Raw genomic sequence first — 13,548 nt, forward strand, 5'->3', positions numbered from 1 at the left:
GCCCGGTCGCCTTCAGGCCGCGCGCAGCTGGCGGATGGCCCGAAGGGCCGTCGCCCGCTGAACCTCCAGGCGCCGGATCAGCGGCATCAGATCGGCGCCCGCGTGGGCGGCGGCCTCGACCTCGCGGCAGAGGCTCGACAGGCCGACGAAGCCCAGGAGCCCGGCCGCCGCCACCAGGGCGTGGGCGTCGTGGGCGATCTGGAGCCGATCGGTCTCGCTGGGTCGGAACCGCTCCGACAACTCGTTGGCCAGCAGATCCAGGAGGGCCGCGACGCGGTCCGCGCCGAAGCTCGCCCTCATCTCCGTGAGGACGGCGGCGTCGAGCACCGCGGCATCGACCTGCGGCGCCCGGCTCGGCTGCTCCGGGCGCGCCGGACGGCGGGCGCCGGGCGCCGTCCACCGGCTGATCGTGGCGAAGAGATCGGCCCGGCGGAACGGCTTGCCGACATGATCGTCCATCCCGGCCTCGCGCAGCTCCTCGATCTGGGGCGGCAGGACGTTGGCCGTCATGGCGACGATCGGGATGTCGCAGGCCGGAGGCGCGAGGGCGCGGATCCGCCGGGTGGCCGTCAGCCCGTCGACCACGGGCATCTGCACATCCATCAGCACGAGGTCGTAGGCGCGGCCGGAGGCGACGGACGAGCCCACCGCGGTGATCGCCTCCGCGCCGTTCCCCGCCACGTCCACCGCGTAGCCCTGCGACTCGAGTACCGCGCAGGCGAGTTCCTGGTTGAGCGGCACGTCCTCGACGAGGAGCAGGCGGAGCGGCGCCGCCGCGGCGTCCGCGACGGCCGGAAGCGGCGGGCGCTGCGGCTGCGGCGCTCCCGTGACTGCGACGCCGCGCGCAGGATCGGCGGACCCGGTCCCGGCGCTCCGCGGCAGGACGAGGCGGAACCAGAAGGTCGAGCCCGCCCCCTCCCGGCTCTCCACGCCGATCTCGCCGCCCATGAGGGTCACGAGGTGCCGGGAGATGGCGAGGCCGAGGCCGGTCCCGCCGAAGCGCCGGCTGATGGAGCCGTCCACTTGGCTGAAGCGCTTGAACAGGCGGTCCTGCTGCGCCGGCGCGATGCCGATGCCGGTGTCGATCACGGCGAACCGGATGACGTCGCCCCGGCCGCCGTCGGGCGCGATCCCCTCCCCCTCCCGCTGCACCGTGACGGTGACGGAGCCCTCGGAGGTGAACTTCACCGCGTTGTTGAGCAGGTTGAGGAGCACCTGCCGCAGGCGCCCCGGATCGCCGACCACGAAGTTCGGGAGCGCGGGATCGATCCGGGTCCCGACGGCGAGACCGCTCCGGAGCGCGCTGCCGCGCACGATCGAGACCGTGGCGTCCACGGTCGCGACGAGCGGGAAGCTGACGGGATCGAGCACCAGTTCGCCGGCCTCGATCTTCGAGAAATCGAGGATGTCGTTGACGACGGTGAGCAGCGCCGCGCCGGAACTCTGGATCAGCTCCAGGCGGCGGCGGTCCTCGTTCTGGATCGCGCCCTCGTCGAGGAGGAGATCGGCGTAGCCGAGGATGCCGTTGAGCGGCGTGCGGATCTCGTGGCTCATCGCGGCCAGGAACTCGCTCTTGGCCGCGCTGGCCCGCTCCGCCTCGGCCCGCGCCGCCTCCGCGTCGTAAGTCGCGGCGCGCAACGCGGCCTCGACCGCCTTCCGCTCGGTGACGTCGAGGTGAAGGCCGACCATGCTCTGCGGCTGACCCTCCGGCCCGAACAGCGTGCGCCCGCGCGCGTAGAGCCAGCGGCCGCCCACGCGGAACTCAGCCGCATAGGGCGTGGACGACTCGACCGCCCGCCGGATCTCGTTCCAGACATCGGTGACATCGTCGGGATGCAGCAGCGCGGTCCACGCGGCGGCGGTGATCGTGCAGGGGGCGGCGGTCTCGGGGAGCCCGTGCATGCGCGCGCTCTCTGGGCTGAGCGTGGCGAGGCCCGTGCGCATGTCCCATTCCCAGGTGCCGGCCTCGGCGGCATCGAGGGCGATCCCCAGCAGGCCGCGGGCCTGCTCGACGGCGAGCCGCGCGGTCACGATGTCGTCCACGTCGAGGGCGATGCCGAGCCACTCCGCGACGGCGCCGTCCGCGGAATCGAACCGGATCGGGATCAGCGAGATCTTATGCCACCGGTAGGCGCCGTCGTGGCGCCGGATCCGCCACTGGCCGCTGTAGCCGGTGCCGGTCTCGACCGCACGGTTCCAGGCCGCCTCCATGGCGGCGGCATCCTCCGGGTGGTTGCGGGCCAGGCGCTCGGTCCGCTCGCGTCCGATCGGTCCGTAATAGGCGTTGAACTGCGCGTTGGCGTAGGTCGCCCGTCCGTCCCCGACCCGCATGGTCCAGACCAGGAGCGGAAGCGTCTCGGCCAGGCCGCGATAGCGCATCTCGCTCCGGCGCACGTCGTCCTCCGCGCGCCGACGCTCGGTGACGTCGATGAGCACCCCGACGAGTCCGGTCGCTGTGCCCTCGCCCCGGCACATGCCCCGGACGACCACGTCGCGGGTCGTGCCGTCGGGGCGCAGGAGGCGCGCTTCGAAGTCGAAGTTGCCGCACTTGGCGATGGCGTCCGCGACGGTCGCCTCCAGCCGGCCTCGGTCGTCGGGATGGTAGACCTGCGCGAAGTCCGAGAGCCGGGGCGGCTTCGTCTCCGGATCGCGGCCGGCGATGGCGTAGAGGCTGGCCGACCAGACGGGCTGGCCGTCGGCGAGCTCGACCCGCCAATTGCCGATGTTGGCAAGCTGCTCGGCCATGGTCAGCTGGTGGTTCGCGGCTTCCTGCGCCCGGGCCCGGGCGTTGATCTCGCGGTGCTGCTCGCGGATCAGGGCCTCGCGGATCGTCGCCTGCTCGATCTCGCGCGCCCGGCGCGCATCGGCCTCCGTGAGCCGCAGATGGGCGACGACGATCTCGGCCAGATCGCGAAAGGCGGCCGCCTCCGTCTCCGAGAGCGGGGTCCGGGGCTCCGGATCGATCAGGCAGAAGGTGCCGATCCTGAGACCGGGCCTCAGGCTCAGAGGCAGGCCGGCGTAGAAGCGGAAGCCTCCGGCGGCGGCGACGCCGGGCAGATCGCGGAACCGCGGATCGGCCCGGGCGTCCGGCACGACCAGGAGGGCATCGCTGCGGATCGCGTGATGGCAGATGCTGTCCTCGCGCGGGATCGCCCCCGGCACGTCGATACAGGGCGTCTTGGGCCACAGATCCGTCGCGTCGATGAGCGCCACCAGGGCACTGCGCACGCCGAACAGGCGGCGGGCCGTGCGGCACACCGCATCGAAATGCGGCTCGGGCGCGGTTTTGCCGGCGCCCAAGGCGTTGAGGGCGGCAAGCCGGTCCTCCTCCCATTCCGGCTGTGTCGTCACGTACCGTCTCCGGATGCGGAAGCGCCGATGTGGATCGCCTCCGCGGCGGGCGGGCGATGGCGCAGCTTACAGCGTCGGGCCGAAAGGTGGCCTTCGGCTTTCGGGTGATGACGACGCGGATCGGGAACCCGGCGCTTCGTCCCGATGTCGGGACGCGGCGCGGGGCCACTCCTCAAGCGCGATCGGCCTGCGCGGCGTCCATGCGCAGCCGGGCGGCCTCGAGGGCCCAGACCATGCCGAGCATCATGTAGACGTGGCGCCACTTCTCGATATCGATCTGGACGGCCTGCAGGAAGAACATCAGCAGGGCCGGCCACACGATCTGCGCGTGCGCCCGAACCGGCGACGGCCGCGCCAGCAGCCGGAAGCCGACGAAAGCCGTGCTCAGCACCAGTTCGATGAAGACCGCGCCCCCGAGCCAGCCGCCATTGGCGAAGGAGCCGATGTAGGAATTGTGCGGCTCCAGCCCGAAGACCAGCCGCCAGTGCATCGGGCCCATGCCGAAGGGACGCTCCAGCAGCATGGCGAAGCCGCGCATCTGGTTGCCGAAGCGGCCGGTCTCGCCCTGGTCGTAGTCCTGCGCCAGGGACGCGCGGATCTCGAACATCTTGTGCACGTGGTCGACCGAGAGCAGGGCGATCACCGCGACCGTGCCGAGCACGAGCGTCGCGAGGGTCAGGAGCACGATCCGGCGCCGCAGACGGAGCGACGCGCTGCCCGCATAGACCGAGCCCACCATCAGGAGGACCGCGACGCCGCTCCCCGCCCAGGAACCGCGGGAGAAGGACAGGAAGATGCCGGCCACGATGATCAGCAGGCCGGCGAGCGACGCGAGCGGCCGTCGCGCGGTGCCGGTGAGCAGGCCGTGCATCAGGTAGAGGGCGCCGAGCGTCAGGAACGAGCCGAACACGTTCGGGTCCTGGAAGGTGCCCGAGGCCCGGTCGTACTTGTAGAACAGGTCCTCGATCCCGAGCCACTGCAGGTAGCCGACGATGCCGAGCGCGGCCGAGAACACGCAGCTCGCCGTGTAGGCCTTGAGCGCCAGTTCCATCCGGGCCTGCGTGTCGTCCGAGAAGAACATGGCGAAGAACGTGCAGGTGACCGCGAGGTAGATCAGCTGGACCGTCCAGGTGACCGGGAAATCCTCGTTCAGATACGGCAGCAGCGCCATGACGATCGCCGCGAGGTAGAGCAGCAGGAGCGCGAGCAACGGCACCGCCCCGCGGTGCAGGCGCACGCCGAGGCAGAGCCACAGCAGCATCGTGGGCAGCGCCACCGCGTCGTAGGGCGAGGTCTCCGAGAAGGCGAAGCACGCGAAGAAGATGAACGCTGCGAACAGCGCCTTGGCCGATCCCTGGACGACCGTGCGGAGCGGGATTCCGCCCGCGAGCCCGGACGGGACCGGGGCTCCGGGCGCTGCGGTATAGGCCATGATACGCGGGCTCCGCGGGCCGGTTACGCAGGCCCGCGACCGCAAGACTGACAGTCAATGGTTGAGAATCGGCTTCGCGGCGGGCGCCGCGGGCCATCGCTGCCGAAGATCTTATTCGCCCGCGTGCCTGGGCGTTTGCCGAAACGCGCCCCGATCCGTCGTCCCGGGGGGCGCGCGGCAAAGTCCGGGATCCGGGCGCGCCCGCGGCGGCCCGGAACGACGAGGCCGCGTCCTCACATGCAGGATCTCACGCCCGGCAGCCCTCGAATCCCTGCCGGATCGCCGCCTCGTCGAGGTTGCGCCCGATGAACACGACGCGGGAGACACGCGGCTCGTCCGGCTTCCAATCGCCCTGGACGTCCCCGTCGAGGATCATGTGCACGCCCTGGAAGACGAAGCGCTTGGGCTCGTCCGGGAAGGCCACGATCCCCTTGCAGCGGAGGATGTCGGGACCCTGGACCTGGGTGAGGTTCGAGATCCACGGCATGAACCTCTCCGGATCGACCGCCCCGTCGATCCGGGCCGAGATCGACCGGATATCGGAATCGTGATGATGGTGGTGCCCCTCCTCCAGGAAGTCGGGCTCCACCTCGAGGATGCGGTCGAGGTCGAAGGCGTTGCGCTCCAGCACGGCGTCGAGGGGCACGGCGCAGTTCTGCGTGCGATGGAGCTTGGCCAGCGGGTTGATGGTGCGGATCTCGGCCTCGACCCGATCGAGGTCGTCCGGCCCGACGAGGTCGCTCTTGTTCAGCAGGATCACGTCCGCGAAGGCGATCTGGTTCCTCGCCTCGGGGGCGTCCTTCAGACGGTCGGACAGCCACTTGGCGTCGGCGACCGTCACGACGGCGTCGAGCCGGGCGGCCTCGCCGACGTCCTGATCGACGAAGAAGGTCTGCGCCACCGGTGCCGGGTCGGCGAGGCCGGTGGTCTCGACGATGATCGCGTCGAACTTGCCCCGGCGCTTCACCAGGCCGTCCATGATGCGGATCAGGTCGCCGCGCACGGTGCAGCAGACGCAGCCGTTGTTCATCTCGAACACCTCCTCGTCCGCGCCGACGACGAGGTCGTTGTCGATGCCGATCTCGCCGAACTCGTTGACGATCACGGCGTAGCGCTTGCCGTGGTTCTCGGTGAGAATCCGGTTGAGGAGGGTGGTCTTGCCGGCACCGAGATAACCGGTCAGCACGGTCACCGGGATCTTGCCGGCGGGGGATCCGGCCTGGGCGGAAGCAGCGCTCGTATCGGTCATGACGGGTTCTTCGGTGGCAGGAAGGGTCGGTCGGCGCGGATCGGGCTGGGCAGCGCCCGCGACCGTTGTCATATTGTAACAGATTCCCGCAAAGGAAGGTGGTGCCACACGGTTTCGCGACCGGGCCGGCCGATCGATTGCGAGTCAGATAAGCTTTGCTCTAGGCATACTGCACCGTGTGGAATGTTCCGCGCGGTCCGCCATAGAAAAGCACCTGTGCTCACGTTGATGTGGGCGGCGTCCCGGCGCGAAGCGTGTCCCATTCAGTCGGCCCGGTTCCCGAAGATCATCCCATGGACGCCCGAAATCCGCTGGAACAGGACAAGGCCGTCACCGCGCCGCCGCGCAGCCGCCGGTGGCCGGGCCTCCTGATCGCGCTTCTGCTGGTCGCGGGTGCGGCCGGCCTCGCCTTCGCGTTCCCGGACCGCGCCCGCGGGGCCGCCTCGGGTCTCGTCGCCTCGCTGACCGGCCTGTTCGGCCAGAGCAACCCCGATCCGGGCATCGATGCGGAGAAGGCCAACCCGGTCGAGCGGATCTTCCGGCCCACCAAAGAGCAGCGCGCCGCCTTCGAGATCCTGCCGGTGGCCATGCAGGTGTTCCGCCCGGAAGGATCCGCAGAGGGTCGCATCGCGCTCAACGAGGACGACAACGTGCCGGTGGTCTCGCCCTACGCGGGCCGCGTGACCAAGGTGCAGGCCCGGGCCGGCGACGACGTGAAGGCCGGCGACGTCCTCCTGACGCTGGAGGCCACCGACATGGTCCAGGCGCAGAACGACTATCAGGCGGCCCTGAACAATCTGCAGAAGCAGCAGGCACTGCTGAAGCTCGACCAGACGATCGCGGCACGCCAGCAGGAACTGTTCCAGGCCCACGCGGTGGCGCTGAAGGACTATCAGTCCGCCCAGAACGACGTGATCGCGGCGCAGAGCGACCTGAAGACCGCAGAGGCCGCCCTCGACGCCGTGAAGAACCGGCTGCGCCTGCTGGGCAAGACCGACGCCGAGATCGCCGCCTACGAGAAGAAGGGTACGATGAGTCCGGAGACCCAGATCCGGGCGCCGATCGCCGGCACGATCGTCCAGCGCAAGGTCGGCACGGGTCAGTACCTCTCGGCCTCCAGCGACCCGGTCTTCGTGATCGGCGACCTGTCGACGGTCTGGCTCATCGCCAACGTCCGCGAGAGCGAGATCCCGAAGATCCGCATCGGCCAGGAGGTCGAGGCGAAGGTTGCGGGCTTCGGCGCACGAGTGTTCAAGGCGCGGGTAAACTACATGGCCTCCAGCCTCGATCCGGCCACGCGCCGCCTCGCCGTCCGCAGCGAGGTCGACAACCCCGATCGGGTGCTGCGCCCCGAGATGTTCGCCACCTACACGATCGTCACCGGCAAGGGCGAGCCGTCGCCCAGCGTCCCGGTGGCCGCCATCGTGTACGAGGGCGACCGCACGCATGTCTGGGTGGCCCGGCCGGACGGGGCCGTCGAGGCGCGCGACATCAAGCTCGGCCTGATCAACGGCGACAACGCCCAGGTCGTCCTGGGTCTGCACGCGGGCGAGCAGGTCGTGACCCGCGGCGCCCTGTTCATCGACCGGGCGGCCACCGGCGACAAGGCATCCTGAGCGAGGATCCGGTCCGATGAACGCCCTGATCGCCTTCTCGCTCCGCCAGCGCGTGCTGGTGGTGCTGATGTTCGTGCTGATGCTGGGCGTCGGCTACGGCGCCTACACGCAACTCAACATCGAGGCCTATCCCGATCCGGTGCCGCCGCTGGTCGACGTGATCACCCAGAACCCGGGGCAGTCCGCCGACGAGATCGAGCGCTACATCACGATCCCGCTGGAGGTGGCCCTCGCCGGCATCCCCAACGCCCAGGTGGTGCGGACGATCTCGCTGTTCGGCCTGTCCGACGTGAAGGTCCAGTTCAACTACGAGTACACGTACGAAGAGGCGCTGCAGCGGGTGCTCAACCGCCTGTCGCAGGCCCCGACCCTGCCCAACGGGGCGACGCCGCAGATCTCGCCGACGAGCCCGGTGGGCGAGATCATGCGCTACAAGCTCGTCGGCCCGGCGGGCTACTCGCCCATGGACATGAAGACCCTGCAGGACTGGGTGCTGCAGCGCCGCTTCAAGGCGATCCCGGGGGTCGTCGACGTGACGGCCTTCGGCGGCAAGGCCAAGGAATACGAGGTCGCGGTCGACCTGAACCGCCTCCAGGCGCAGGGCCTGACCCTGGTCCAGCTGACCACGGCGCTGAACAACGCCTCGATCAACGTCGGCGGCCAGACGCTCAACGTCGGCCAGCAATCGGCGGTGGTGCGCGGCATCGGCCTGATCCGCGACATGGACGACATCAAGGACACGATGATCAGCCTCGTCAACGGCACGCCGGTGCTGGTGCGGGACGTGGCCGAGGTGCGCGTGTCGAATGCGCCGCGGCTCGGCATCGTCGGCCACGACGAGCAACCCGACGTGGTCGAGGGCATCGTGCTGATGAGCCGCGGCGGCAAGAGCCTGCCGACCCTGGAGCGGGTCGAGGCCGAGATCGACAAGATCAACAGCTCCACGATCCTGCCGCCGGACGTGAAGATCGAGCGGATCTACGACCGCTCCGGCCTGATCCACACCACGACCCACACGGTGATGCACAACCTCATCTTCGGCGTGGTGCTGGTCTTCGTGGTGCAGTGGCTGTTCCTCGGTTCGCTCACCAGCGCGATCATCGTGGCGGCCACGATCCCGTTCGCGCTGGGCTTCGCGATCCTGATCCTGGTGGTGCGCGGCGATTCCGCCAACCTGCTGTCGCTGGGCGCGATCGACTTCGGCCTCATCGTCGATGCGACCGTGATCATGGTCGAGAACGTGTTCCGGCACATCGCCGAACCGGAGGCGTCCGAGGGCCAGACGCCCCCCGGCGGACTCACCGGCCGCCTCGGCACCATCGCGATCGCGGGCGTCGAGGTGAACCGGGCGATCTTCTTCTCGGCGATCATCATCATCGTCGGCTTCCTGCCGCTGTTCACGATGTCGGGGGTCGAGGGCCACATCTTCGGGCCGATGGCCAAGACCTACGCGTACGCGCTGGTCGGCGGCCTGCTGGCGACCTTCACGGTCTCGCCGGCGCTGTCGGCGCTGATCCTGCCCAAGCACCTGGAGGAGCGCGACACGCTGATCGTGCGGCTCGCGCGCTTCGGCCACGAGCGCATCCTGCGCTTCGGATTGAAGAACCGGGTGCTGACGCTCGCCCTGATGCTGGCGGTGCTGCTGGTCTCGGGTCTGGCGGCCCGGAATCTCGGCCTGGAATTCCTGCCGCGCCTGGAAGAGGGCAACCTCTACGTGCGCGGGACCATGCCGTCCTCGATCTCGCTCGAGGCCGGCAACGACTACGTGCAGCGCCTGCGCAAGATCTTCCAGGCCGTGCCCGAGGTCACCACGGTGATCTCGCACCAGGGCCGGCCGAGCGACGGCACCGACGCCACGGGCTTCTTCAACGTCGAGATCCTGGCGCCCCTGAAGCCGATCGACCAGTGGCGCAAGGGCCTCGACAAGGAGACGCTGATCCGCGACCTCGGGGCGAAGCTCGATGCCGAATTTCCCGGCATCGAGTTCAACTTCTCGCAGTATATCGAGGACAACGTCCAGGAGGCGGCCTCGGGCGTGAAGGGCGAGAACTCGGTCAAGGTCTACGGGAACGACCTCGCGCAGCTCACCAAGACCGCCAACGCCGTCAAGGCGGCCCTGGCGAGCGTGTCCGGCATCACCGACCTGTCGGTGTTCGAGTCCCTCGGCCAGCCCACCGTGCGGATCGACGTCGATCGCCACAAGGCCGCCCGCTACGGCCTGTCGATCGGCGACGTGAACACCACGATCCAGGCGGCGATCGGCGGCCAGACGACGGGCGACCTCTACGAGTACGGCTCGGACCGCCATTTCCCCATGCGGGTGCGGCTCGCCAAGGAGTACCGCTCGTCGCTGGCCGGCATCCGCAACATCGCGGTGGGCGCCCAGAATCCCAACGGCGGCGTGAGCCAGGTGCCGCTCTCCGAGATCGCCGACGTCGACCTCGTCTCGGGGGCCTCGTTCATCTACCGGGAGGACCAGGAGCGGTACATCCCGGTGAAGTTCTCGGTGCGCGGCCGCGATCTCGGCAGCGCTGTCATCGAGGCGCAGCGCAAGGTCGCCGAGGCGGTGGACCTGCCGCCGGGCTACCGCCTCGAATGGGTCGGGCAGTTCACCAACCTGCAGGAGGCGGCGACCCGGCTCAGCCTGGTCGTGCCGGTCACGCTGCTGCTGATCGCGTTGCTGCTCTACATCAACTTCTCCTCGGTGGCCGACATGCTGCTGACGCTGTCGGTGATCCCGATGGCGATGATCGGCGGCATCTTCGCCCTGTTCCTGACCGGCACGCCGTTCTCGATCTCGGCGGCGATCGGCTTCATCGCGCTGTTCGGCATCTCGACCATGGAGGGCGTGATCCTGCTCGCCTACTACAACCAGCTCATCGAGGAGGGCTGGCGGCGCCAGGACGCCGTGTGGAACGCCGCCGTGGTGCGCATGCGCCCGGTGATGATGACCTGCGTGGCCGCCTGCGTCGGCCTGTTGCCGGCGGCGGTCTCCACCGGGATCGGATCGCAGGTGCAGAAGCCCCTGGCGCTCGTGGTGGTGGGCGGCATCATCCTGGCGCCGAACCTGATCCTGGTGGTCGTGCCGGTGCTGATCTCGCTGTTCTCCCGGCGTCGACCGAACCCCGAAGCCCGGGGACGGGCCGAGCACCGGGCCGCCGCGTGAGCCGCTCCGCGCGGGCGGAAGCCGGGATGCGGCCCGTTGCAGGGGTGCCACAACGCCCGTCCCCCGCGTGCGATCGGGACGGGGTCGCATTGACTTGGGTGCGCGCCGCGCGGCTCTACCAGGATCGGGTTTTCGGGGGCGGAATGGTGGGCTTTGCGCCGAACGGGTGCGGACGGGCGGCCGCCGTGCTGGCGGCGGCCCTGTCCCTGTCGGCCTGTGCGGTCGGCCCGAACTTCGTGCCGCCCGAGGCTCCCCCGGTCGGGCGCTACACTAAGGAGCCGCTGAAGAACCCCTCGGCCGCCGACAACATCCGCACCCGGCAGGGCGGCTCGGCGGACCAGAGCTTCGTCTCCGGCGCCGACATCCCCGGCCAATGGTGGACCCTGTTCCACTCGAAGGCGCTGAACCGCCTCGTCGCGCAGGCGCTCGCCAACAACCCGACCCTCGAGGCCGCGCAGGCCGCCCTCCGGATCGCGCAGCAGAACGTGCTCGCCCAGAAGGGCACGCTCTACCCGAGCCTGACCGCGACGCCGCAGATCCAGGGCGCCCTGGCGCCCGGCCTCGACCTGCAATCGCCGCTCAACAATCAGACCCAGTTCCTCTACAGCCTGTCCACGCCGCAGGCGGTGGTTTCGTACAACCCGGACGTGTTCGGGGGGAACCGCCGGCAGATCGAGTCCCTGGAGGCCACCACCGAGAACGAGCGGTTCCAGCTGGAGGCGGCCTATCTGAGCCTCACGGCCAACGTGGTCTCCGCCGCCATCCAGGAGGCGGCCCTGCGGGCGCAGATCGACGCCACCCGCAAGGTGATCCAGGCGCAGACCGAGGTGCTGCAGCTCTACAACAAGCAGCTCTCGTTGGGGCAGATCGCCGGGGCCGACGTGGTGCAGCAGCAGGCCGCCCTCGCCCTGTCGCAGCAACTGCTACCGCCGCTGGAGAAGCAGCTCGCGCAGCAGCGCAACCTGCTCACCGCGCTGGCGGGGCGGCTGCCCTCCGACGAGATCCCCGAGACCTTCGACCTCTCCGCCCTGCGGCTGCCGACCAAGCTGCCGGTGAGCCTGCCCTCCCGGCTCGTGCAGCAGCGGCCCGACGTGAAGGCTGCCGAGGCCCTGGTCCAGCAGGCGAGCGCCAACGTCGGCGTCGCGTTGGCGAACCGGCTGCCGCAATTCAGCCTGACCGCGACGGGGGGCTCCAGCGCGACACGGATCGCGCAGGTCACCAGTCCGGGCGCGGCCTTCTTCACGATCATCGGGCAGGCGACGGCGCCGATCTTCGATGCCGGCACGCTGTTCCGGCGCCAGCGCGCCGCCGAGGAGTCGCTGACGCAGGCGGAGGCGCAGTACAAATCGACCGTGATCACCGCCTTCCAGAACGTCGCCGACGCCCTGCGGGCGCTCCAGGCCGACGCGCGGGCCGTGGCCGCCGCCGATGCCGCGGTGAGCGCCACCAACCAGAGCCTCGTGCTGATCCGCAAGCAATACACCGCGGGCGCGATCACCTCGTCGCAGGTTCTGATCGCCCAGCAGGGCTACCTCTCGGCGCTGGTGACGTCGGCGGGCGCGCGGGCCACCCAGTACGCCGACACCGCAGCGCTGTTCGTGGCGCTGGGCGGCGGCTGGTGGAACCGCGCCGACGTGGCGCCCCCGCCCCCGGAGAAGGATCCGCTGAAGTTCCTGTGACGGGCGCGCTTCGCCTCCGTCTGACATGGCCGGGACGGTGGTCCTGGCGGACGCTCGGACGCGGCGATGCCGTCATCCGGCTGCACGCCGGTTCACCGTGGGGCGGCGGCAGGACATCGGGGCGGCGGTCGGCGATCCACCGCACGACCCTGCCGGAGCCGCGCCGCCGGGTGACCGCCCAACGTGCCCGCTCGGCTTCGACGCTCGGCCTCGCGGCCGCCGCCCGCGCTCAGGCGGCGCCCGGAGACGGCATCAGGTGTACATCGCGATGGCGTCCTGCAGCATCTGGTCGGCGGTGCTCATGACCTTGGTGTTGGCCGTGTAGGCCTGCTGGGTCTCGATCATCTTCGAGAACTGGTCCGAGATCCCGGCATTCGACTGCTCGACCGAGCCGGCGGTGAGCGTGGCGCCGTTGAGGCCGTAGCTCGGCGTGCCGGATTTGCCCGTGGCCACGTAGGTGCCGCCGTCGAGCGAGGCCAGATTGTCCTGCATGCCGAACTGCGCGAGGGTCAGCGAGCCCAGCGCCACGGGGCTGCCGTCCGCGCCGGTGCCGGTGAGCGTCCCGGCGGGCGAGACCGCGAGGCTCGACAGGGTGTTGGTGCCGGTCGGGACCTGCACGGGCGCGGTCGCCGAGGGGCCGGCGAACAGGTAGTAGCCCGCGCCGTTGGCGAGATAGCCGTTGGCATCCGGCGCGAAGTCGCCGCGCCGCGTGTAGCCGGTCTCGCCGGTGAAGTTCGGGCTCTGGGGCGTCCCGGTATTCTCGCGGACGATGAAGTAGCCGTTGCCCGAGATGGCGAGGTTGGTGGACACGCCGGTGGACTGCACCGTGCCCTGGATCCCGAGGGTGTTGCGCGTGCTCGGCGCCACGCCGCCCGCCGGCTGCGTCCCGCCCTCGGTCCGCCCCAGCATGTCGGCGAAGCTTGTCTCGGTGGTCTTGAACCCCGCCGTCTGGGTGTTGGCGATGTTCCCCGAGATGTTGTTCAGGGCCAGCGACTGCGCGGAGGCGCCGGAAATCGAGTTGGAGAGCGCAGCGAAAAGGCCCATTGGGGTCTCCG

General features: G+C 70.0%; 7 protein-coding genes. 3 read left to right on the forward strand and 4 right to left on the reverse strand.

Annotation, left to right across the window (positions count from 1 at the left end; translation table 11 throughout):
* Positions 1-12: 12 nt before the first annotated feature.
* The 3 genes from MKL01_RS09465 to MKL01_RS09475 form a co-directional block, all read right to left on the reverse strand.
* Positions 13-3,351, reverse strand: coding sequence for a GAF domain-containing hybrid sensor histidine kinase/response regulator (locus tag MKL01_RS09465; protein ID WP_243904961.1), 3,339 nt, complete (start codon positions 3,349-3,351; stop codon positions 13-15).
* 172 nt (positions 3,352-3,523) lie between these two features.
* The gene (locus MKL01_RS09470; RefSeq protein WP_243904962.1) at positions 3,524-4,783 is read right to left on the reverse strand and encodes an O-antigen ligase family protein; all 1,260 of its coding nucleotides are present in this window, start codon (positions 4,781-4,783) and stop codon (positions 3,524-3,526) included.
* A 247-nt stretch (positions 4,784-5,030) separates the two neighbouring features.
* Positions 5,031-6,032 carry a CobW family GTP-binding protein gene (locus MKL01_RS09475; protein WP_243904963.1) on the reverse strand — a complete coding sequence of 334 codons (1,002 nt, stop codon included), beginning with the start codon at positions 6,030-6,032 and terminating at the stop codon, positions 5,031-5,033.
* A gap of 293 nt (positions 6,033-6,325) precedes the next feature.
* Here MKL01_RS09475 and MKL01_RS09480 point away from each other — a divergent pair, with 293 nt between their 5' ends.
* The 3 genes from MKL01_RS09480 (at position 6,326) to MKL01_RS09490 (ending at position 12,493) form a co-directional block, all read left to right on the forward strand.
* Complete coding sequence (locus tag MKL01_RS09480) at positions 6,326-7,648, forward strand: efflux RND transporter periplasmic adaptor subunit (RefSeq protein ID WP_243904964.1); 1,323 nt, start codon at positions 6,326-6,328, stop codon at positions 7,646-7,648.
* Between the two features lie 16 nt (positions 7,649-7,664).
* Positions 7,665-10,814, forward strand: a complete 3,150-nt coding sequence (locus tag MKL01_RS09485) for an efflux RND transporter permease subunit (protein WP_243904965.1) — start codon at positions 7,665-7,667, stop codon at positions 10,812-10,814.
* A gap of 143 nt (positions 10,815-10,957) precedes the next feature.
* Positions 10,958-12,493 (forward strand): efflux transporter outer membrane subunit, encoded by a 1,536-nt coding sequence (locus MKL01_RS09490; protein WP_313901447.1) that lies wholly within the window; start codon positions 10,958-10,960, stop codon positions 12,491-12,493.
* A 252-nt stretch (positions 12,494-12,745) separates the two neighbouring features.
* On the opposite strand, the gene MKL01_RS09495 is transcribed toward MKL01_RS09490, so the two are convergent.
* The gene (locus MKL01_RS09495; protein ID WP_243904966.1) at positions 12,746-13,537 is read right to left on the reverse strand and encodes a flagellar hook basal-body protein; all 792 of its coding nucleotides are present in this window, start codon (positions 13,535-13,537) and stop codon (positions 12,746-12,748) included.
* Positions 13,538-13,548 lie beyond the last annotated feature (11 nt).

Origin of the sequence: Methylobacterium sp. J-070, assembly GCF_022829385.1 — a bacterium.
Taxonomy (GTDB): domain Bacteria; phylum Pseudomonadota; class Alphaproteobacteria; order Rhizobiales; family Beijerinckiaceae; genus Methylobacterium.